This window comes from Bradyrhizobium sp. USDA 4502 (assembly GCF_054063355.1).
Genome location: NZ_JBSSGF010000001.1, coordinates 8,324,256 through 8,345,227, shown reverse-complemented (window position 1 = coordinate 8,345,227; position 20,972 = coordinate 8,324,256). Strand labels below are relative to the sequence as shown.

General features: G+C 64.9%; 23 protein-coding genes and 1 tRNA gene. 12 read left to right on the top strand and 12 right to left on the bottom strand.

All coding sequences use genetic code 11. The annotated features are described in order from the left end of the window. Nucleotides 1-53: 53 nt before the first annotated feature. On the bottom strand, nucleotides 54-521 hold the full coding sequence (locus ACVW1B_RS38840; protein WP_057016040.1) for a hypothetical protein: 468 nt from the start codon (nucleotides 519-521) through the stop codon (nucleotides 54-56). Between the two features lie 278 nt (nucleotides 522-799). On the opposite strand from ACVW1B_RS38840, the gene ACVW1B_RS38835 reads away from it, so the two are divergent. Then, nucleotides 800-2,458 (top strand): FAD-binding dehydrogenase, encoded by a 1,659-nt coding sequence (locus tag ACVW1B_RS38835; RefSeq protein ID WP_456777909.1) that lies wholly within the window; start codon nucleotides 800-802, stop codon nucleotides 2,456-2,458. 85 nt (nucleotides 2,459-2,543) lie between these two features. Here the strand turns inward: ACVW1B_RS38835 and ACVW1B_RS38830 are convergent, their stop codons facing one another. Both ACVW1B_RS38830 and ACVW1B_RS38825 read right to left on the bottom strand, forming a co-directional pair. Continuing rightward, entirely contained in the window at nucleotides 2,544-2,903 is a 360-nt protein-coding gene (locus ACVW1B_RS38830) for a hypothetical protein (RefSeq protein ID WP_168858453.1), read from the bottom strand. A 248-nt stretch (nucleotides 2,904-3,151) separates the two neighbouring features. Then, a complete protein-coding gene (locus ACVW1B_RS38825; RefSeq protein WP_163153530.1) occupies nucleotides 3,152-3,499 on the bottom strand; it encodes a winged helix-turn-helix transcriptional regulator in 348 nt (115 codons plus the stop codon). Between the two features lie 105 nt (nucleotides 3,500-3,604). Here ACVW1B_RS38825 and ACVW1B_RS38820 point away from each other — a divergent pair, with 105 nt between their 5' ends. Together ACVW1B_RS38820 and ACVW1B_RS38815 are read left to right on the top strand one after the other, a co-directional pair. After that, a complete protein-coding gene (locus tag ACVW1B_RS38820) occupies nucleotides 3,605-5,056 on the top strand; it encodes a CDGSH iron-sulfur domain-containing protein (RefSeq protein ID WP_456822871.1) in 1,452 nt (483 codons plus the stop codon). A gap of 121 nt (nucleotides 5,057-5,177) precedes the next feature. Beyond that, nucleotides 5,178-5,528 (top strand): RidA family protein, encoded by a 351-nt coding sequence (locus tag ACVW1B_RS38815; protein WP_456822870.1) that lies wholly within the window; start codon nucleotides 5,178-5,180, stop codon nucleotides 5,526-5,528. A gap of 77 nt (nucleotides 5,529-5,605) precedes the next feature. Here ACVW1B_RS38815 and ACVW1B_RS38810 read toward each other — a convergent pair whose 3' ends face one another. Both ACVW1B_RS38810 and ACVW1B_RS38805 read right to left on the bottom strand, forming a co-directional pair. Continuing rightward, nucleotides 5,606-6,757 (bottom strand): alpha/beta fold hydrolase, encoded by a 1,152-nt coding sequence (locus ACVW1B_RS38810; protein ID WP_456777911.1) that lies wholly within the window; start codon nucleotides 6,755-6,757, stop codon nucleotides 5,606-5,608. A gap of 285 nt (nucleotides 6,758-7,042) precedes the next feature. After that, a complete protein-coding gene (locus ACVW1B_RS38805) occupies nucleotides 7,043-8,107 on the bottom strand; it encodes an aromatic ring-hydroxylating dioxygenase subunit alpha (protein WP_456777912.1) in 1,065 nt (354 codons plus the stop codon). A 107-nt stretch (nucleotides 8,108-8,214) separates the two neighbouring features. On the opposite strand from ACVW1B_RS38805, the gene ACVW1B_RS38800 reads away from it, so the two are divergent. The 7 genes from ACVW1B_RS38800 (at nucleotide 8,215) to ACVW1B_RS38770 (ending at nucleotide 13,596) form a co-directional block, all read left to right on the top strand. Continuing rightward, the gene (locus ACVW1B_RS38800; RefSeq protein ID WP_456822869.1) at nucleotides 8,215-9,123 is read left to right on the top strand and encodes a LysR family transcriptional regulator; all 909 of its coding nucleotides are present in this window, start codon (nucleotides 8,215-8,217) and stop codon (nucleotides 9,121-9,123) included. Nucleotides 9,124-9,217: 94 nt separating this feature from the next. Beyond that, nucleotides 9,218-9,907: an RNA polymerase sigma factor gene (locus ACVW1B_RS38795; RefSeq protein WP_253604817.1), complete on the top strand. Its 690-nt coding sequence runs from the start codon at nucleotides 9,218-9,220 to the stop codon at nucleotides 9,905-9,907. 95 nt (nucleotides 9,908-10,002) lie between these two features. Beyond that, nucleotides 10,003-10,524: a DUF4142 domain-containing protein gene (locus ACVW1B_RS38790; protein ID WP_057016034.1), complete on the top strand. Its 522-nt coding sequence runs from the start codon at nucleotides 10,003-10,005 to the stop codon at nucleotides 10,522-10,524. 11 nt (nucleotides 10,525-10,535) lie between these two features. Next, on the top strand, nucleotides 10,536-10,856 hold the full coding sequence (locus ACVW1B_RS38785; RefSeq protein ID WP_456822868.1) for a cupredoxin domain-containing protein: 321 nt from the start codon (nucleotides 10,536-10,538) through the stop codon (nucleotides 10,854-10,856). Nucleotides 10,857-10,950: 94 nt separating this feature from the next. Next, nucleotides 10,951-11,313: a nuclear transport factor 2 family protein gene (locus ACVW1B_RS38780; RefSeq protein ID WP_028339048.1), complete on the top strand. Its 363-nt coding sequence runs from the start codon at nucleotides 10,951-10,953 to the stop codon at nucleotides 11,311-11,313. A 206-nt stretch (nucleotides 11,314-11,519) separates the two neighbouring features. Beyond that, nucleotides 11,520-12,317 (top strand): helix-turn-helix transcriptional regulator, encoded by a 798-nt coding sequence (locus ACVW1B_RS38775; protein ID WP_456822867.1) that lies wholly within the window; start codon nucleotides 11,520-11,522, stop codon nucleotides 12,315-12,317. A gap of 109 nt (nucleotides 12,318-12,426) precedes the next feature. Beyond that, on the top strand, nucleotides 12,427-13,596 hold the full coding sequence (locus ACVW1B_RS38770; RefSeq protein ID WP_456822866.1) for a cytochrome P450: 1,170 nt from the start codon (nucleotides 12,427-12,429) through the stop codon (nucleotides 13,594-13,596). 16 nt (nucleotides 13,597-13,612) lie between these two features. Here ACVW1B_RS38770 and ACVW1B_RS38765 read toward each other — a convergent pair whose 3' ends face one another. The 3 genes from ACVW1B_RS38765 to ACVW1B_RS38755 form a co-directional block, all read right to left on the bottom strand. Then, complete coding sequence (locus tag ACVW1B_RS38765) at nucleotides 13,613-13,924, bottom strand: hypothetical protein (RefSeq protein ID WP_456822865.1); 312 nt, start codon at nucleotides 13,922-13,924, stop codon at nucleotides 13,613-13,615. A gap of 287 nt (nucleotides 13,925-14,211) precedes the next feature. Then, nucleotides 14,212-15,141: a dihydrodipicolinate synthase family protein gene (locus tag ACVW1B_RS38760; protein WP_456822864.1), complete on the bottom strand. Its 930-nt coding sequence runs from the start codon at nucleotides 15,139-15,141 to the stop codon at nucleotides 14,212-14,214. A gap of 36 nt (nucleotides 15,142-15,177) precedes the next feature. Next, nucleotides 15,178-16,344 carry an NADH:flavin oxidoreductase/NADH oxidase gene (locus tag ACVW1B_RS38755; protein WP_456822863.1) on the bottom strand — a complete coding sequence of 389 codons (1,167 nt, stop codon included), beginning with the start codon at nucleotides 16,342-16,344 and terminating at the stop codon, nucleotides 15,178-15,180. A 246-nt stretch (nucleotides 16,345-16,590) separates the two neighbouring features. Between ACVW1B_RS38755 and ACVW1B_RS38750 the strand changes: the two genes are divergently transcribed. Next, nucleotides 16,591-17,610: an LLM class flavin-dependent oxidoreductase gene (locus ACVW1B_RS38750; protein WP_253604839.1), complete on the top strand. Its 1,020-nt coding sequence runs from the start codon at nucleotides 16,591-16,593 to the stop codon at nucleotides 17,608-17,610. Nucleotides 17,611-17,964: 354 nt separating this feature from the next. On the opposite strand, the gene ACVW1B_RS38745 is transcribed toward ACVW1B_RS38750, so the two are convergent. From ACVW1B_RS38745 to ACVW1B_RS38730, 4 genes are all read right to left on the bottom strand, one after another. Further along, nucleotides 17,965-18,138: a hypothetical protein gene (locus tag ACVW1B_RS38745; protein ID WP_225642200.1), complete on the bottom strand. Its 174-nt coding sequence runs from the start codon at nucleotides 18,136-18,138 to the stop codon at nucleotides 17,965-17,967. A 41-nt stretch (nucleotides 18,139-18,179) separates the two neighbouring features. Then, nucleotides 18,180-18,431, bottom strand: coding sequence for a DUF3551 domain-containing protein (locus tag ACVW1B_RS38740; RefSeq protein ID WP_057016029.1), 252 nt, complete (start codon nucleotides 18,429-18,431; stop codon nucleotides 18,180-18,182). Between the two features lie 70 nt (nucleotides 18,432-18,501). Further along, nucleotides 18,502-18,575, bottom strand: a tRNA-Gly gene (locus ACVW1B_RS38735). A gap of 109 nt (nucleotides 18,576-18,684) precedes the next feature. Then, on the bottom strand, nucleotides 18,685-20,232 hold the full coding sequence (locus tag ACVW1B_RS38730) for a 4-amino-4-deoxy-L-arabinose transferase (protein ID WP_456822862.1): 1,548 nt from the start codon (nucleotides 20,230-20,232) through the stop codon (nucleotides 18,685-18,687). A gap of 159 nt (nucleotides 20,233-20,391) precedes the next feature. On the opposite strand from ACVW1B_RS38730, the gene ACVW1B_RS38725 reads away from it, so the two are divergent. Beyond that, nucleotides 20,392-20,970, top strand: coding sequence for a methylated-DNA--[protein]-cysteine S-methyltransferase (locus ACVW1B_RS38725; RefSeq protein WP_456823088.1), 579 nt, complete (start codon nucleotides 20,392-20,394; stop codon nucleotides 20,968-20,970). Nucleotides 20,971-20,972: the final 2 nt, after the last annotated feature.

Genomic DNA, 20,972 nt, shown 5'->3' with positions numbered 1-20,972 from the left:
GCGTCTGCCGAGGCCAATGGCCGACGAGGGTCAAACAGAGAAGCAGCCGGAGCTTAGTGCGCGGGCTTCGGCGCCGAGGCCTGGGCGTTGAGGTAGCACGGCTTGTACAGCGCCTGCAGTTGCTTGCCGCGCAGGAAGATCATGCGCCGGGTCAGGCCACCACGCCCCGAAATCCATCTGCGTACCGCCGGCGGATACATCAGGTACAGCATATGGGTGGCTTCGGGATTGGGGACCGGACGGCCGTTATCGCCGTAATCCCAGGCTGCGTGGAAGCCGAGGCTGGCGTGCGAGGTCACACAAATCCGGTCGTGAGGAACCTTGCCGAGCACGATGGTGCAGGCCGAGGCACATAGCCCGTCGATGATGACCGTCTCGCCCGAAGTCCGCAGGTCCTGATACCTGTCGACATAGACGCCGATCTTGCCGCCGCGATCGTCGGCGATCCTGACTACAGCTTGAGACACCCCCATTCCCGCCAGCAGGAGAACCGCAGCGAGCAACCCCGTCATCAACTTCATTTTGGCCAGCCCCAGTCGAAACCGAATCTGTTTGGTCTGTGATGCAAGACGATCGTGAGCGTGTTGTGTGCGCGGATTTTTGTCCAGACGAGTGAAGCCGGTCAAAACAAATTCAAATTGGGTGTTGCGCGCACGCTGCAGTGAAAGTGGGGAAAGGTCCCAAACTGGAACAGCGCGGCGCACGTGCTTGGTGCTCCGCCGCCACAGGCAAGGTCCATTTGGCGTTGACCGCACGCAATGAGGCGGTCTTGAATCTCGGCGGGACGGGGGACCTGAACATGGCTGACGATGCAGATGTGATCGTGATTGGCGCGGGGCTTGCCGGTCTCGTGGCCGCAACCGAGATCGCCGACGCAGGCAAGCGCGTCATCGTGCTCGACCAGGAAGGGGAACAAAGCATCGGCGGCCAGGCCTTCTGGTCGTTTGGCGGCCTGTTCCTGGTCGATTCGCCGGAGCAGCGCCGGCTCGGCATCAAGGATTCGGTCGAGCTCGCGCTGCAGGACTGGATGGGCACCGCGGGTTTCGATCGCGAGGAGGATTACTGGCCGCGCAAATGGGCTGAAGCCTATGTCGCATTCGCGGCGGGCGAGAAACGCGATTGGCTGCGCGCGATGGGCCATCGCATCTTCCCGGTGGTCGGCTGGGCCGAGCGCGGCGGTTACGACGCGATGGGCCATGGCAATTCGGTGCCGCGCTTCCACGTCACCTGGGGCACCGGACCCGGCATCGTCGAGCCGTTCGAACGCCGCGCGCGCGAGGCCGCGAAAAGCGGACGGCTGATATTCAAGTTCCGCCACCGCGTCGATGCGCTCAGCGTCACCAACGGTGTGGTCGACGGCGTCGGCGGCGCGATCCTGGAACCGAGCTCGGTCGAGCGCGGCAAGAGTTCCTCGCGCAACGTCGTCGGCGACTTTTCCTTCCGTGCGCCTGCGGTAATCGTCGCGTCCGGCGGCATCGGCGGCAATCATGATCTGGTGCGGCAGAACTGGCCGAAGCGGCTCGGCGAGCCGCCCAAATTCATGATCTCCGGCGTGCCCGAACATGTCGACGGCCGCATGATCGGCATCACCGAGGCGGCGGGCGGCCGGCTGATCAACCGCGACCGCATGTGGCACTATGTCGAGGGCATCCGGAACTGGAACCCGATCTGGCCGCGTCACGGCATCCGGATCCTGCCGGGACCGTCGTCGCTGTGGTTCGACGCGACGGGCAAGCGGCTGCCGGCGCCGCTGTTCCCGGGCTCCGACACGCTCGGGCAACTGCATTACATCATGGGCACCGGCTACGATTATTCGTGGTTCATCCTGACCCAGAGCATCATCAAGAAGGAGTTCGCGCTGTCCGGCTCCGAGCAGAACCCCGACCTCACCGGCAAGAGCTGGCGCATGACGATCAAGCGCGCCACCAACAAGGGCGCGCCGGCGCCGGTGGAGGCGTTCAAGCAGCACGGCGCCGACTTCATCGTGCGCGACAATCTCGCCGATCTCGTCGATGCCATGAACAAGCTCGCAGGCAACGATCTGTTGCAGCTCGACGCCATCAAGGCGCAGATCGAGGCGCGCGACCGCGAGATCACCAACCCCTACGTCAAGGATGCGCAGGTGATGAACCTGCACAATGCGCGGCGCTATATCGGCGACAAATTGATCCGCACCGCGAAGCCGCACCGGATCCTCGATCCCGAGCACGGTCCGTTGATCGCGGTGAAGCTCAACATCCTCACCCGCAAGACGCTCGGCGGGTTCGAGACCGATCTCGATTCGCGCGTATTCGGCAACGATCACCAGATCATCCGCGGCCTCTACGCGGCCGGCGAAGCCGCCGGCTTCGGCGGCGGCGGCGTGCACGGCTATCGCTCGCTGGAAGGCACGTTCCTCGGCGGTTGCCTGTTCTCGGGCCGCAACGCGGGACGTGCGGCGGCGAAGGCGGTGAACTGAGGCGTGCTACTCCGAGATCCAGTCGTTGGCCCGCCGGCGTGAACCGGCGGGCTTTTCAGCGGAAGTTCCCCGAGCCGTGTTGCGATCAGGCGGTCTTGGTGAAAAGCGTCAGGATGCCGTTGGTGAGATTGACCGCGACAACTTGTGCCGAGCTCAGGCCCTTCGCCTTCAGCGCGGATACTGCTTCTTCAGATGCGTCGATGGAACCGCGAAGGTTCCGCAGGTCGTCTTCGCTTGCCTTTGCGACGACAGCCTCGACCTTTGACCGGGCGTCGGGCTTGAGTTCCTTGATGTCCACGACCTGGATGCTCCGGATGGCGGTGGGCTGATCAGATTGAGCCTGCGGCATCGCCTTCGGTTGCGTTCCCTGCACCTGCGCCCAAGCAGGTGTTCCGAGCGAGAGCGCCGCAACGATGACGGACGCCGTAGAGATGCGGATGTGCATGAGTATTCCTTGTCTTGATTACCCCCAACATCCCGCGACAACGGGCTTTCCTTGCTTAAGGTTCCGCCGGAAATCCGCTCTCTGGACTAGTGCTTATGCGACCGTCGCCGGGGGGCGGGTCAAAACATCGAAAACAACCCCATGCAAAGTACCAAGTAGCGGGCGGTGGCCGGCGTTCGAACAAGCAACTTGACACGTCGGGCAACTCAGAGGCATTATTCTAATATTCCGAAATTGCGCATCTTACTCTAATCCGCCTCCGCGCTGAGGAAGCGAACGCCGAACGTATCGGCGTTGGCCTCGCCCCAATCGTAGAGTGCCTGCAGCATCGGCTTCAGCATCTCGCCGCGCTTGGTCAGGCAATAGCGCGAGGAGCCGCCGCCGCGCTCCTGCTTGACGAAGCCCGAGTTGCAGAGATCACGCAGGCGCTCGGTCAACACCTTGTCGCTGAGCTGCGGGATGTCGTGGCGCAATTCGCCGTAGCGCATCGGCCGGACCTTGAGCCGGCTCAGGATCACCGTCTTCCATTTGCCGCTGAGCTGATCGATCGAGAACTCGACCGGGCAACCATATTTGCGCTTGGTCTTGCGGATCATTGCAACTCTCCCGCGGCACTTTCCATCTGGTTCGTTGAGAGCCGCCATCGATCCATCTAAGCACGCATTGCACGGGTTGGGCGAGTTCAGGGATCATTGCAAGACATGACAGACGACAATTCCGCCCAGGGTCCAAGCGACAAGCAACAGCCGCGCAAGCGCATCGTCGTCAGACGCAATGGGCCTTACGAACCGGAGCCCGGCACTCCGATCGTCGATCATCTCGGCGTGCCGATCGCAACGGAGGCCCCGGTGCGGCTCTGCCGCTGCGGACAATCGCAGACCAGGCCGTTCTGCGACGACAGCCACGTCGCGCGCGGCTTCACCGACGCTAGGGATCCGCGGCGCGCACCGGACAGGCTCGACGTTTATGCCGGGCAGCAGGCGTTCGTGTTCGACAATCGCGGCACCTGCGCACATTCCGGCTTCTGCACCGACCGCCTTAACTCGGTGTTTCGTCTCGGCGAGGAGCCTTTCATCGCAGCCAGCGGGGCGCGCCTCGACGACCTCCTCAACGCAGTGCGCAGATGCCCGTCGGGCGCGCTTGGCATCGGTATCGGCCCCAAGCGTGACGCCAACCTGTCCGGCGTCAGCAGGCCGCCGCAGATCGAAGTGTCGAAAGACGGGCCTTATCGCGTCACCGGCCATGTCGAACTGGTCGATGAGGATGGCGCGCCGATCACACAGAACGCGGGCGCGTCGCAAGAGCATGTCAGCCTGTGCCGCTGCGGCGCGTCGCTGAACAAGCCGTTTTGCAGCGGCATGCATTGGAACGTCGCGTTTCGCGATCCCGTTCCCGATCCGATGCGCGAGCCGACGCTGTTCGAATGGGCTGGCGGCTATCCGGCGCTGCTCGACATGACGCGCATCTTCTACAGTCGTTACGTGCCGGAAGATCCGCTGCTCGGTCCGCTGTTCGCCGAGATGTCGCCGGACCATCCGGAGCGGGTGGCGGCGTGGCTCAGCGAGGTGTTCGGCGGCCCACGCTTCTACACCGAGCGCTACGGCGGCTATCGGCGAATGGTGTCGCAGCACATCGGCAAGGAGATCCGGCCGGAGCAGCGCGCATTGTGGGCGACCTACATGGTGCAGAGTGCCGACGATGCGGGCTTACCGAGCGATCCGGAATTCCGCGCCGCCTTCGTCGCCTATATCGAATGGGGCTCGCGGATCGCAGTGGAGAATTCCGGCGCCGGCGCAACACCGCCGCCGAACATGCCGGTGCCGCGCTGGTGGTGGGTCTGCAACGCAACGCCGGCCGCACGGCCGTCCGCAACCGCGAGCGATGCGCAGGCCGCGAACGAGATCAGCGTGGCACTCCCCGGCCCCGGCGAGGCCGTGCAGTTCGAACAGCACATCCGACCGCTGTTCCGGCCGATGGACCGCAGTTCGATGCTGTTCGCCTTCGATCTCTGGAACGAGGCGGATGTCGCCAGGCACTGTCAACAAATCCTGGCACGGCTCGAGGCCGGGACCATGCCGTGCGACGGTGCCTGGCCGGCCGAGCGAGTGGCGCTGTTCGCACGCTGGACGAATGGGCAGAATCCGCCGACCTGATTGCGCCGAGCCGATCTCGGAGCAATTTCGAGCGATTTCGGTGAACGGCGCTGCAAATTGTGCAGTGGCGGCGCTCGCTCTGGCAGGTTAGACAGTGCCCGCCATTCAAGTGGAGACCCAAATGAGCATTCAGCGTTTCGAAACCGGCCCGCGCATGAGCCAGGCCGTCGTGCACGGCAACACCGTCTATCTCGCCGGCGTCGTCGCCGGCAAGACCGCGGGCGGCAGCGTCACCGACCAGACCAAGGACATCCTGTCGATCATCGACGGCCACCTCGCCAAGGCCGGCACCGACAAGTCGAAACTGCTCAGTGCGACGATCTACATCACCGACATGAAGACGTTCCCGGAGATGAACGCGGTGTGGGACGGCTGGGTCTCCCAGGGCAACACCCCGGCCCGCGCCACCGTCGAGGCCAAGCTGGCGGCGCCGCAGTACAATGTCGAGATCATGGTCGTCGCGGCGAAATAGACGCGACGCACGTCATCCAACGGATACCGGATGCCCCGGATTGCAAAGCGCAATTCGGGGCATTTTTCATCTTGCACTCACGCGCTGATCCGCGCTTGCTCGCCGGCAGCCTCACCGAGATCGGACTGAAGCCAGCGGGCAATCCGGCGCCATGAGCCGGCGAGAGCCTTGCAGCCCATGAACAGTCCGAGGTGACCGCACGGCTCGGTATGGCATTGCAGCCACGCGGGCGGCGTGGCCAAGAGCCGCGCTGTCGCAAATGCCTGGTCGGGCGGAACAACGATGTCGTTCTCTGCGGCGAGCAGGAAGACGGGCTGCTTCACGGCAGCGAGATCGATCTTGCAGCCAAGCGCGAGGAAGTCGCCAGCCGCGATCCGGTTCTGGCGAAAGATCCAGTCGGTCACTTCGAGGTAGTAGGTGCCCGGCAGATCGAGCGTCTCGTCATTCCAGCGCGTGAAGCGATCGAGCAACGCCCGCGCATCCTCCGAATTGCGGTCGAGCCGCCTCTGCAGCGCCGCTTCCGCGTCACGCATGGTGAACGGGATGCTCCAGGCCTGCAGCATGTGCTTGCCGCTGATGATCCCATCCCCCTGACGGACCAGCGCCTCGAAGCCTTGCGGTGGAAGCGAGGCGACCATCCGGGAAAGCTCCGACGGTACCGAGACGTCGACCGGGCTGCCGGCAAGCACAAGCCGCCGTACCTTGCCGGGAAAGCGCGCCGCATAGAGCAACGACAGCCAGCCGCCCTGACAGAGACCTGCAAGGTCGACCGGCGGCCCGATCGTGTCGACGGCCACGTTGAGATCGGACAGAAAGGTGTCGATCGAGAAATATCGCATCTCCGGCGCCGCCGAGCGCCAATCCGTGAGATAGAGACGCGCAACGCCAGCCTTCTGCAACGCCTCCATCAGGCTGTGGCCGGGGGCAAGATCCGCAATCTGCGCGCGATGCAGCGCATAGGGCGCGCAGACCAGAAGCGGCCGGCCTTCGGCCGCTCTCGAGAAATCCAGCAGGCACATCGACGGCAGCTGAAGCGCGACCGAATGGGCTGTCGTCCAGGGCAGCGCCGCCGCTTCGCCCGACGAATCCGTGGGCTCGGGCGGACGGTTGGGGTACCACTGCGAGTAGATGTCCAGCGCCAATCGCGCGGCTTCAAACGGCCATAGCCAGGCGTCCTGCGCCCAGTTGGTGCTCGCACTTCGATCCGATCGATCCGTCTTTTCGGGCAAGCTCATTCACCGATTGATCGCTACCGGGATGGTCTGGCCAACGCGGGTCACCTTCACGCCGACAAATTCAGGTCGGATCAGTTTACGCCAAACCGGCTGGAGCGGCAGCCACGCCGGGATGTCACGATCTCGCGACCCCGGCGCCGCTTGCTGCCAAGCAGCAAACGTCCGTAGTTGCAACGGACTAAAGCGCGATGAGATTGGGTTGAATCATCATCGCGCTTTAGCTCCTTGTTTGAGCATGATCTTTTCGGAAAACCGCTTCACACTTTTCCGGATCATGCTCTAGGCGGCGCGTGCCGTGCCCTTCTCCGCCTCGAGCTTGCGCGCGAACAGCCAGCGGAAATAGGTCAGCGGGGCATCGGCGCCGATCGCGAGCAGCTGATAGTCCGGATCGGCGTCGAACACGCGCTGCTGCGCCTCGATGATATCCTTGTCCTCGTTGAACCCTTCCTCGAGGCTGTGCCGCAGCGACAGTGCGATGTTCGGATTGTCGATGTCGAAATCGTGCAGGTAATTCCAGAAGAAGTGCGTGGTCGAGCGCGTCTCCGGCGTCATGAACTGCGCGTTGCGATATGACCGCGTGCCCGGAACCTGGACGCCCTTCTCGACGCCCTGCCCCGCCGGCGCGAACGTGGTGTCGAGCGTGAAGATGCCGGGCACGATCATGCGGCCGATATTGCGGCGGTCGATCTTGTCGGCTTTGTTCGGGATCACCTTCTTGTGGTAGGGCGGCGGCTCGGCGCCCATGTGCCAGCGCTCGACACGGAAACCGTCATCCAGCTTCTCGATCGCGACCGGCTTGGTCTTGTAGGCGTATTCCTCGGAGCCGCCGAGCGTGTTGGTGTGCACGAAGGCGAGATGCGCGAAGTCGCTGAGGTTGTCGACGATCAGGAGCCAGTTGGCCTTGTAGTGCATGTAACCCGGCAGGCCGCGCCATCTGGGATCCTCGAGCGGCGGATAGTCGAGGATCAGCTTCGGATCGGCCTTCTCGGGATCGCCGGTCCAGATGAAGATCAGATTGTAGCGCTCGACCACGGGATAGCTGCGCACGCCGAGCTTGGCGGGGATCGTTTCCTGACCGGGAATCTGGATGCATTTGCCGTCGGCCGCGAACTTCATGCCGTGATACATGCACCTGATGTCGTCGCCCTCGATGCGCCCCATCGAAAGCGGCGCGGCGCGATGGCAGCAGCGGTCGTCCAGTGCGACGACTTTCCCGCTCGACCCGCGATAGAGCACGATCGGCCGTTCCAGGATGGTGCGCGCGACCATCTTGCCGTCGATCAGTTCGTGATTCCACGCCGCCACGTACCAGGTGTTGCGCAGGAAAATTCCGTCGTCAGCCATCTCACCCTCCCGATGCAAGATTTGGTTGCGACGAGGTTAGGTGATTGCGGTCACCGGGATAATCCGATTTGGCTGGACACACTGTACCGGTGGATGGACAATCGGCCATGGAGTGGCGCGACTGGGAGCTGTTTTGCGAGGTTGTCGAGCATGGCGGCTTCACCGCGGCCGCGCGCGTGCTCGGCCATCCCAAATCGAGTCTCAGTGCTGCGGTGCAGCGTCTCGAAGCCAATCTCGGGCTGCGGCTGATCGAGCGCACCACCCGGCACCTGCGGCTGACCGATTCCGGCGAAACCATCTATCGCAAGGTGCGCCCGCTGTTCACCGCGCTGCACGACACCCACAGCGAGGCGTTGGCGATGTCGAGCGCGGTTGCGGGCACGCTGCGCATCAAGGCGCCTTATGAATTCGGCGCGCATCATGCGGGGCCGGTCGCCTGCGCGGTGATGGGCCGCTATCCGGAGCTTTCGATCCGGATCGACGTCGAGCACGACATCGTTAGTCCGATCGCCGAGAACTACGACATCGTGTTTGCGATGCTGGAGACGCCGCTGCCGTCGGCCGGCATCGTGATCCGCCGCGTCTTCACGCTCGAGCGCGGCCTGTTCGCGGCACCGGCACTGCTGGAGAAATTCGGCGAGCCGCGCACGCTGGATGATCTGAGAAAGCTGCCGCTGCTCACCGGCCCCAGCGATCCGCCATGGGCGATCACCGCTCCCGGCGGCGCGGTCGAGCATCTCGCGGTCGATCGCGCACGCCTGACCAGCTCGAATGCCCATGTCCGGCTGCAGGCGGCGCTCGCGGGCCATGGCGTGCTGCGGGTCACCGCCAGCTACACCCGCGCCGCCGTCGCGGCCGGCCAGTTGCGGCGGCTGCTGCCCGATCATGTTTGCGAGCCGCTCAACGTGCATGCGCTGTTGGCGGCGCGGCAATTTGTCCCGGCGAAGGTGCGCTGCTTCCTCGATGCGATGGAGGCGCATGCGCGCGGGGATCCGGAGGCCTATATCAGGCCGTAGCGGTCTTTTTTGGCCGATTACCATTTTCCCGGGAACCTGCACGGTCGGTCGGCATCCAATGGTATTATTCCGCCAACAGTGAGGGCGACCCGCCATGCGCCAGGTCCATGTAACGTCCCTGCCGCCGAACCGCTCGGACGATGCCGAGTTGGTGCAACGCGCGCTTGCCCGCGACGAGGCCGCGATCCGCGCCATCATGCAGGCGAATAATCGCCGGCTGTTCCGGCTGGCGCGCGGCATCCTGCGCAATGACAACGAGGCCGAGGACGTGGTTCAGGACGCCTATGTGCGCGCCTTTACCCATCTCGACCAGTTCCGTGGCGACTCCAGCCTCTCGACCTGGCTGTCGCGGATCGCGATGAACGAGGCGCTCGGCCGCCTGCGCCGCAGGCACAGCAGCGTCGAATGGTCCGATCTGCCGAAAGGTGCTCCTGAAGCCCAGATCATCCAGTTCCCCCTGTCGTCAACGGACGATCCGGAAAAATCCATGGCCCAGCGTGAGATCCAGCACGTCGTCGAGCACGCGATCGACGAGCTGCCCGAGGCGTTCCGTCTCGTCTTCATCACCCGCGTGATCGAGGGCATGAATGTCGAGGAGACCGCTGAGATCCTCGGCCTCAAGCCGGAAACCGTGAAGACCCGCCTGCACCGCGCCCGCACCATGCTGCGCGACAATGTCGAGCGGAAGATCGGCCCCGTCGTCATGGAGGCGTTCCCCTTCGCGGGCAAGCGCTGCGAGCGATTGACCGAGGCGGTTCTGAAACGGCTCCGCGCCACCGCCTGAATTTTTCGGGAACCTCTGCTCGCCCGCACCATCCAACTCCTGTGCAAGCAACGACGCGCCGCGCGCTACGCCCGGCTCAACAGGAGTTTCAAACCATGTTCGTTCGATTGGGTATCGCGGTCGCCGCGCTCAGCCTCCTCAACTGCGCTGCGCTGGCGCAGGGCGCAAAGCCGACCGATCCGCAGATCGCGCACATCGCCTATACGGCCGGTGTGATCGACATCAATGCCGCCAAGCAGGCGGAAGAGAAGGCCTCCAACAAGGAGGTCAAGGCGTTCGCCAAGGACATGGCGCGCGACCACGAGGCGGTGAACAAGCAGGCGCTCGACCTCGTCAAGAAATTGAAGGTGACGCCGGAGGACAACGACACCAGCAAGGCGCTGTCGAAACAGGCGGCCGACAAGCTCGCCGAACTCGGCAAGCTGAAGGGCGCCGCCTATGACAAGGCCTATATCGACAACGAGGTCGCCTACCACAAGGCCGTCAACACCGCGCTGGAGACGCAGCTGATCCCCTCGGCCAGCAATCCCGAGCTGAAGGGCCTGCTGCAAACCGGCCTGAAGATCTTCCAGGGCCACCAGCAGCATGCCGAACATGTCGCGGCCGGCCTGAAGTAAGGAGGCGCGCGATGTTGCCAGGACGCTGTCTCGCAACGCTGGCTTTGCTCGCGCTCGGCGCGATGGCCGTCCCGGCGCATGCGGCCACCATCCAGATCGTGATGGACAATCTGGTGATCTCCCCGGCCGAGGTGTCGGCCAAGGTCGGCGACACCATCGAATGGGTCAACAAGGACGTGCTGGCGCACACCGCCACCGCGAAGAACGGCGACTTCGACGTGACCATCGCGCCGAAGAAGACGGTCAAGTCGGTCCTGACCAAGGCCGGCACGGTCGACTATTACTGCCGCTACCATCCCAACATGAAGGCGGTGCTGACCATCGCACCATAGCCCGCGCGATGACCCCAGAGGTAATCGATCGGCGCACGCGAACCTTCGATAGTCCGGACCGCCGTACAGTCCGGCACTATCGAAGGAGAGCACCATGACCGACCATGCCACCATCGCCCGCCGCTATATCGATCTCTGGAACGAGCGGACGCCGAGCCGGCGCCGCGAGATGCTGAGCGAGAACTGGACCGCCGATGCGCGCTATATCGATCCGCTGATGAGCGGCGACGGCCATGAGGGCGTCGACGCGCTGATCGCCGGCGTGCAGCAGAAGTTTCCGGACTTCCGCTTCAAGCTGATCGGGGAGCCGAACGGCTTCGGCGACCATGTCCGATTCTCCTGGGGCCTTGGCCCTGACGGCGTCGACAGCCCGATCAAGGGCACCGACTTCGCCATGCTGAAGGACGGCCGGATCAGGAGCATCACCGGCTTCCTCGACCAGGTGCCGGGCGCCTGAGGCCTTCCTCGGGCAACCGCGACCTATATCCTCTCGTCATTCCGGGGCGCTTTCCACGCCGGCGATGTCGCTGCCAGAGCGTTTTCGAGCGAATGGATCCCGGTTCGCGTCAAGAAAACGCGTCAAAGCAAAGAATCGAGAGCTCCCGTTCCGATTCCATCGGAACGGAAAAGGCTCTAGTCTTCCCGAAACACAGGGAGGACGCCATGAAGGCAGATTACGCCTTCGAGACTTCTGTCGTCAGCGACATCACGCCGGCGCTGCTGGCGATCGGCCGCGACAGCTTTCCGCAAGCCCTGATCGGCGCGCTGCGGCGCGTCGCCGGGGTCGGTCATTGCATGGTATTCTCGTTCACCGGCCCGCGGACCGCCGCGTGCCTGCTCGATGTCGGCAACATCCCGACCGGGCGCGACCTCGGGATCGCCTATTCCGAACATTTCCATCAGGCCGACCCGAACCGCGATGCGGTGTTCGAGGGACGGGCGCAGGCCGCACCGATCGTGCTGCCGAATTTTGCCCGCCGCATGTACAGCGACGGCTACCGCAAGATCTTCTTCGACGACTCCGACATTGTCGACAAGTTCGCCTCCGCGATCTGGACCGGCGACATCTGCTTCTATGTCAACTTCTACCAGATCACCGCGCAAGGCCGCTTCAGCCGCGAGCAGATCGCGCGCCTGGCCGCGGTCGCGCCGGCGTTGACGGCGGCCGTGGCGCGGCATTTCCAGCGCGACCCGGCAGCGGATGTTGATCCGATCGAGCGGTTGAAGATCCTGTTTGCGACCGCCGAGCCGCTGGCAAGGCTGACCGGGCGTGAGCAGGAGGTCTGCCTGCGCATCCTCTCCGGCCTCAGCTCGGAAGCGATCGCGGCCGAGCTCGGCATCGGGCTGCACTCCGCCCTCACCTATCGCAAGCGCGCCTATGACAAGCTCGGCATCTCCTCGCAGAACGAGCTGTTCGCGATCGCGCTGCGCCTGATGGCGTCGGCGCGCCAGCTGAACTGAGCGCGCTCCACGCGGCGGCCTCCCGCTGTCCCCAGCGCTGGGGACAGACGGGCCGCGCCGCCCGGCCTATGCTCGGCTCGAAAACCCGAGGCCAAACCGAGATCACGTCGTGAGCACCGCGCCCCATTTCGACATCGACGTCCCTGCCTTCTGGCAGGATCCCTATCCGGCGCTGGCGCGCATGCGCAAGGAGGCGCCGATCGCCTTCGTGCCGCAGCTCGGCAGCACGCTGCTGTGCAGCCGCGACGACATCTTCATCTCGGAGAAGCAGATCGACGTGTTCTCGTCGCACCAGCCCGAGGGGCTGATGAACAAGCTGATGGGCCACAACATGATGCGCAAGGACGGCGATGCGCACATGAACGAGCGCAAGGCGATCTTTCCGGCGATCTCGCCCAAAACGGTCAGATCGCACTGGACGGCGCAGTTCGAAGCCCACGCGACGCGCATCCTCGACGAACTGAAGCCGGACGGCGTGGTCGATTTCGTGCAGGCGTTCGCGCTGCCGTTCTCGGCCGAATGCCTGAAGTCGATCACCGGCCTCACCAACATGCGCTTCCAGGACATGAACGCGTGGTCGCAGGGAATGATCGACGGCATCGCCAATTATGTCGGCGATCCCGCGATCGAGGCGCGCTGCCATGCGGCGACCTCCGGGATCGATGCCGCGATCGACGACATGGTCCCCAGGCTGCGCAAGACGCCCGACCTCAGCCTGCTCGGCGTGATGCTGCAGACCGACATGCCGATGGAGAGCGTGCGCGCCAATATCAAGCTTGCGATCTCGGGCGGCCAGAACGAACCGCGCGATGCGATCGCCGGCACGGTATGGGCGCTGCTGACCCATCCCGACCAGCTTGCGCTGGCGACGAGCGGCACGATCCCGTGGCTGCAGGTGTTCGAGGAATATGCGCGCTGGATCTCGCCGATCGGGATGTCGCCGCGGCGAATCGCAAAGCCCTGGACGATCAGGGACGTCGCCTTCGAGACCAATGAGCGCGTGTTCCTGATGTTCGGCTCGGCGAACCGCGACGAGAAACACTTCGACAAGCCGGACGCGTTCGACGTGCGCCGCGACGCCAGCAAGAGCATCGCGTTCGGTGCCGGCCCGCATTTCTGCGCCGGCGCCTGGGCCTCGCGCGCCATGGTCGCCGACGTCGCGCTGCCTGCGATCTTCAAGCGGCTGAAGAATCTGCGCCTGGTCGAGCACCAGCCGGCGCGGATCGGCGGCTGGGCGTTCCGCGGCCTGCTGGATTTGCCGGTGACGTGGGACGCGTAGCGTGCTTTGCGCAGGTTCAGTGCACGGGACCCGGCACGACGAGGCTCAGCAATCGCGCGTCGCGTGATGGGGGGACCGTCGTGGTCCAGGCCTCGCCCGCATCGACGAGGCAGGACAAACCGTCAGGCCGCGACAAGAGGATCGTCCAGGTACCCGCCGGCGAAACAAAGACCTCCACGAGGTGGCCGCGATCGGACAATCCGCGGTGCACCTCAACCTCGCCGAAATGGTCTTTGAGGAAGGTCACGAAATCGGACCGGGAGGCGCAAGTCTGCGCTGCGCCAGCCACCGTCGACATCAACGCGGCAGCCAAGGTGAGTGCCGCCAAGCGGATACATCGCAACATGGCCCCCTCCTTGTCCGGGCAGCCATGCACGACCATCGGCGAACCAAGCTCACTGCAGCGAACTCAAGCAGGGTCGATGATCGCGTACTCCACCCAAGGTGGTGATCAGGCACGAGAATTTCAAGAGCGGCAGCGGCGGCATCATGCTTCGACAAGGTTTCGCCCGAGCCCTTCAGCCAAGCCCGCCACACCGGCTCCGCTCGCCAGATCAACGTCCATGCGCGCCGGCGATCGAGAGAGCGTCCTAAAGGCCCTGACCAGGCGTCCTCTCATCGTCCCCAGCGCAGCACAACCGGATCGAGTGTCCGCGCGATCTCGATCAGCCCGGCGCGCGTCGCGGGATGCAGCGGTTGCAGCGGGTGGCGCACTGCATCGGACTTGATGACGCCGCCCTCGCGCATCAGCACCTTGCAGGCCTGCAGCCCGCATTGGCGGTTCTCGTAATTGATCAGCGGCAGCCAGCGCGCATAGGCCCCGACCGCCTCGTCGCGCCGGCCGGCGAAGAACGGATCCATGATCTGGCGGATGCCGTCGGGATAGCCGCCGCCGGTCATCGCGCCGGTGGCGCCGGCATCGAGATCGGCCATCAGCGTGATCGCCTCCTCGCCGTCCCACGGCCCCTCGATCTCGGCGCCGCCCTTCTCGATCAGGCCGCGCAGCTTGTTCGCCGCCATCGGCACCTCGATCTTGAAGTACCTGATATTGGCGAGCTCCTTTGCCATCCGTGCCAGGAAATCCACCGACAGCGGCGTGCCCGCGACCGGCGCGTCCTGGATCATGATCGGGATGTTGATGGCATCCGACACGACCCGATAAAACTCGTAGATGCCCGGCTCGCCGACGCGGAAGGTGGCGCCGTGATAGGGCGGCATGATCATCACCATCGCAGCACCGGCGGCTTCCGCCTCGCGGCTGCGCGCGGCGCAGACCGCCGAGGAGAAATGCGTGGTGGTGACGATGACGGGAATGCGGCCGGCGACATGCTCGAGCACCGTATGCATCACGGTCTCGCGCTCGGCGTCGGTCAGCACGAACTGCTCGGAGAAATTGGCGAGGATGCAGATGCCGTGGGAGCCGGCGTCGATCATGAAGTCGACGCAGCGCCGTTGTCCGTCGAGGTCGAGATTGCCGTCGGCGTCGAAGATGGTCGGCGCCACGGGGAAGACGCCGCGATAGGGGCGCTTTGCGACTGCTGTCATGATAACGACCTCCCAGGTTGTTGTCGGATTTTCTTGTCAGCTCTGGCGGAACGGCAGCGGCGGGCCATCGAGCCGGCGCAGGCCCGGCTCCCGCCGCTCCAGCCACCAACCATACTGCTTCGGCCAGGACGCGAACACCTCGCCGCCTCCACCGCCAAGCGCAAGCTCGGCATGCAGCGGCCAGTTCGGATCGAACAGCGCCTCGCGGCCGATCGCGACCAGATCGGCATGGCCTTTGGCCAGGACGTCTTCTGCCTGCTGCGGGTGCAGGATGAGGCCGACCGCGATGGTCGCAATGTCGGCGGCGCGGCGGATCTCATCGGCATAGGGCACCTGAAAGCCGTAGCCGCGCGGAATCCGCGCCGCGGTCGCCGAGCCGAGCAGGCCGCCCGACGAGCAATCGATCAAATCGACACCGCGCGCCCTGGCTTCGCGGGCGAACGGGACCTGGTCCTCGAGCGTCAGGCCGCCGTCGATACCGTCGACCGAGGAAATCCGCACCGACAGCGGCCGCTCCGCCGGCCAGGCCGCGCGCACGGTCTCGATGATCTCGAGCGGATAGCGCATCCGCCCGGCGCGATCGCCGCCATAGGCATCGGTGCGGCGGTTCGACAATGGCGAGAGGAATTCGTGCAGCAGATAGCCATGCGCGCAATGCACCTCGACGAATTCGAAGCCGGCCTCCACCGCGCGCAAGGTGGCGCGCCGCCATTGCTCGCGCAGCGCGGCGAGTTCGGCCACGTCGAGCGCGTGCGGCATCAACCAGCCGTCTTCCATCGGGATCGCGCTCGGCGCCACCGTCCGCCACGGCAAATCGCCGCGAGCGCGGTCGGCCTCATCGAGGGCGGCATTGCCGTACCAGGGACGCTGCATGCTGGCCTTGCGGCCGGCATGCGCGAGCTGGATCGAGGGCACTGCGCCATTGTCCTTGAGGAAGGCGGCGATCCGTTCGAGCGGCGCGATCTGCTCGTCGTTCCAGATGCCGACGTCGCCATGAGTGATGCGGCCCTCGGCGACAACCGCTGCAGCCTCGACCATCACGAGCCCGGCGCCGCCCTGGGCGAACTTGCCGAGATGCACGAGATGCCAGTCATTGGCGAGACCGTCGGTCGCCGAATACTGGCACATCGGCGAGATCAGGATGCGGTTTCGGGAGGTCACGCCGCGAAGCGTGATCGGCTGAAACAGAAGCGGCTGCGACATCGGGACCTGCGGGACGGTGTTGGCGGGAGAAATCGTGGCAGAAAGCTAGGCGGCGCGCCCCGGGATCGCAAGTCATGCCGCGGCGCAGGCGGCAAGACCTGCACGCATGCAGCACTTGCGCAACGGCGCGATCTGCAAAACCCGCAACATCTGCCGCAGAAAATTTCCCGGCTGGTAGACACTTTCGGTCATCCCCGGGTCACGTCACGGATCGCAATTCGTCGCGGACATCCCTACATTGCCGGCATGAAGAAAATCGGATTCCTTTCGTTCGGGCACTGGACGCCCTCGCCGCAGTCGCAGGCCCGCTCAGCCGCAGATGTGCTGCTGCAATCCATCGACCTTGCGGTCGCGGCCGAAGAGCTCGGCGCGGACGGTGCGTATTTTCGCGTCCATCACTTCGCTCGCCAGCTGGCCTCGCCGTTCCCGCTGCTGGCGGCCGTCGGCGCCAGGACCAGCCGGATCGAAATCGGCACCGCCGTGATCGACATGCGCTACGAAAATCCGCTCTACATGATCGAGGACGCCGGCGCGGCCGACCTGATCGCGAGGGGACGCCTGCAACTCGGCATCAGCCGCGGCTCACCCGAGCAGGTGATCGACGGCTGGCGCTATTTCGGCTATCAGCCGGGCGAGGGCGAAACCGACGCCGACATGGGCCGGCGTCATGCCGAGATCTTCCTCGACATGCTGCGCGGCCAGGGATTTGCGCAGCCCAATCCACGGCCGATGTTTCCCAATCCTCCCGGCCTGCTGCGGCTCGAACCACTCTCGGAAGGCCTGCGCGAGCGCATCTGGTGGGGCGCCGGCTCGAACGCCACCGCGGTGTGGGCGGCGAAGCTCGGGATGAACCTGCAAAGCTCGACGCTGAAGAACGACGAGACCGGAGAGGCTTTCCACATCCAGCAGGCCGCCCAGATCCGGGCCTATCGTGCCGCCTGGAAGGAAGCCGGGCACACGCGCGAGCCGCGGGTCTCGGTGAGCCGCAGCATCTTCGCGCTGGTCGACGATCGCGACCGCGCCTATTTCGGCAACGGCCAGGAGCAAGACCAGATCGGCTTCATCGATGAGAGGACGCGCGCCATCTTCGGCCGCGGCTACGCCGCCGAGCCGGACAGGCTGATCGAGCAGCTCAAGACGGATGAGGCGATCGCGGAGGCCGATACCTTGCTTCTGACCGTCCCCAATCAGCTCGGCGTCGACTACAACGCGCATGTGATCGAGACGATCTTGACCCAGATCGCGCCCGCTTTGGGCTGGCGCTAAATCCATCGCGAACGTCAGCGATACTCGCCCGGCGCGCAGCCTCGTCACATCGAGCAGGACCGGGATAAGGACCCGCGCCGGCCGTCTTCTAGGGGGGCTGTTGAGAGGGAACGGCCAGGCGCGGGCTTGAACCGACCGTTCTCGCCGGAGGTCGGTCGGCTCTATTCGACCAATGCCGGAACCCGCGACATCGTTCCGGCGGAACTTCGTTCTCAAACGCGGAGAACTACGGAAACATAACTGCGCGTTGTGAGAAGAACAGGTCGAGTACGGTGCGTTAGGCGCGCACGTTGCGTGAACAGATCGCCGTAATATCCCGGGATAATAGCGAAGGCCGTCTGCGGATCCCCTGGGTCAGGAATCCCTGTCGCGATTGCGCCGGGTGAGATCGAGCCGATCGACGCGCTCGTCGATCCGCCGGTTCAGCTCCTCGTCTTCTCTTTCATTGCTGCCGCGGCGGGCGCGAACCACCAATGCACAACATCCGAGCAAAACGATCGCGAAGAGCGCGTAGTACCACCATGCCATGCACTGATCTCAAATGACGCTCGCGACAACGGGCGGAAAGGTCATCGTTCAGGCCGGTAAGGACGCGCCGACCTTGGCGCATAATAGGGGTTCACCAGGCAGGTCGCCGGCATGCCCACAGCGCTGGCCTGGCACTGATCCAGCGACGTGAAGATGCAGTCCATGCGTTCGCCGACCAACTCACCGTACACATGCATGCAGACGGGATAGCGCGGATCATACATTTGCGCGGATGCCGGCCTCGTCATCCAAAGCGCGCCCAGCGCAAGCAGCAGCGCTCCAAGCAACCTCACGTCACGTCTCCTGCTGTCGTCAAATACATTGCCGTGCCGACAAACTGTCCCGCGACATTTGCCTGAAGGCTGGAGCGGGCGAAGGGAATCGAACCCTCGTATGCAGCTTGGGAAGCTGCCGTTCTACCATTGAACTACGCCCGCGATCTCAATTGCTTGAGGTCGCACCTCAGGGGTGCGACCGGCCGGACCATAGCCCGGGCGGAGGCAGCGGATCAAGCGCGCATTGGAGCCGATCGCCGCACCGCCCCCGCTAGTGGCCCATCCTCACGAGCACGTCATTGATGACAAAAGCCGCGGCAGCAGCAGCATTGCAGCTGCCGCTTCGTGCATAGATGCAGGCATCGGCGATACCGACGCGGGCACAGCTTTGCCTCGAATAATCCGCCGGCAGATCACCGGCGGCCGCGGGCCGCGCGAGGATGCGATTGAAGGCCGGCTTGGTCGCCTGCAACAGCGGCGGCAGGATCAGCTCGGCGAGCGGATCGGCGGGCTCCAGCGCATAGAGCGGTACTGGGCCGACCAATCGTTCCCGCCCTGGCAACAGCTGGAAACGGACATTGTAAAGTGCGAGGCCGCACAGCTGCGGATCGCTGCGCAGTTCGGCGGCGAGCCGCGCCGCGCCGACACCGCGCGTCCAGTAGTCGCGCATCCCTTCGCTGGCGCCGGCGAGCGTCACCGAGAGCAAGGCCCAGCCGCCGGTGACGATCGGCAATGCCCAGCGGCGCCACCCGGGTTTTGCGCGCAGCCATTGCACCCAATCGGCCGATCCCAGCGCCGCGACGATGATGAACAGTGCCACCGACAAGAAGACGAAGCGGTATTCCTTGTGGGCGATCAAGCTGTGGAAGACGAGGTTGACCAACGCCACGGCCAGCAGCAGCGGCGCATGCCGCGCGCCGCGCCAGATCGCGGCGAGCGGCAACACGATCGCCGCCGACCACACGATCAGGAAGTTGGCGAGATAGGCCGAAGGCGGCGTCACGCCGAACTCGGTCGCGCGATCGTGCAGCAGGTTTTCCTTGATGTTGCCGATCAGCCAGGCGAACGGCATGGCGCCATGCGCAAGGTCGATCGCGGCGGTGAGCATCAGCGCGGCGAGACCGCCCGCGATCATAGGAATCAGGTCTCGCCAACGCATCCAGCAGGCGCCGAGCGCAAGCACGGCGATGGCCGGCGCGTACTGAAAGCGGCAGACAAAGGCGAAAGCGAGCAACGCGCCGCCGATCGCCAGATGCCGCGGCGACGGACGGCCGGTCACCAGCAGCGCCGCCGGCACGACCAGCGCCGTCGCCAACGGCTCGCCCAATGTGTGCGGCGCGAGCAGGATCAACTCGAACCAGACTGCCGCAGCGAACGCCGCGACGATGGCATGGGTTCGCGAAATCCGTGCACCAAAGAACCAGGCGCTGACCACGATCGACAGTGACGCAGATGCGGCGACCAGGCGCGGCACCAGGAAAGCGCCCTCGCCCCCCGGCGCAATCAAGCCGCCCACCGCGACCGGCCCGGCCAGCAATGTCGGCAGGAACCAGCCGCGAATGCCTTCGCGCCACTCCCACGTCAAAATGCCGTCATGGCCGAGCATCCGCCACGCCGGCTCGAGATACTGAAAGATCTCGTCCGGATACATCACGTTGGGCCAGAGCGCGGCCGCAAGGCGCAGGACCAATGCCAGCAACAACAATGCGAACAGCGGATGAAGACGCCCGGTCGATGTCCCGGCCACGGCTGTGCTGCCGCGCGCCCCATCCGCGCCGGTGCTGGTCATCGTTCCGCCGATCGTACCGTGGAGCAGCATGCTGACGACCAGATAGCGGGCAAAGCCTTTAAGATGCGTGACTGATAAATTGGCGGGGTCACACAGAAGGGGCCGCGACATGGTTAGCTAAACGTCAAGATTCCGGATGCGCGCGCCGGCGACAATGTTAGGATCGCGCGCATGGGGGCGGGTGGCGTCATGGCGGGGCGTGGGCATACCATTTTCGACACGGCGATCGGCCGATGCGGCATCGCGTGGGGCGAGCTCGGCGTGGCTGGCGTGCAGCTTCCCGAGCTGCGCGAGATCGAGACCCGCAAGCGGCTATTCAAGCTTTATCCTGACGCGCGCGAGATGCGGCCTCCCGAGGAGGTCGCTGTCGCGATCGAGGGCATCGCCGCGACCTTGCGCGGCGGCATTGGGGACCTTGCCGGCGTTGCGCTCGACATGAGCGGCATCCCGGCCTTCAACGCGCGCGTCTACCAGTTTGTCCGCACCATTCCCCGCGGCGAAACCCGGACCTATGACGAGGTGGCGAGCGCCTTGCGCGCGTCCGGCGCGGTCTATTCGGTGGCACAGGCGCTCGGCCGCAATCCCTTCATGGTCATGGTGCCCTGCCACCGGGTGCTCGAGGCGGGCAATTATGCCGGCCGGATCTCGCCGAACGGCGGCAGCATCTCGAAACGGCGGCTGCTCTCGATCGAGGGCGCCCAGCCGACCACCAGCAAGACCCTTTTTGATGTGCTGCTGCCCGTTGCACGGCTCCGGCCGCAAGCTTAAAT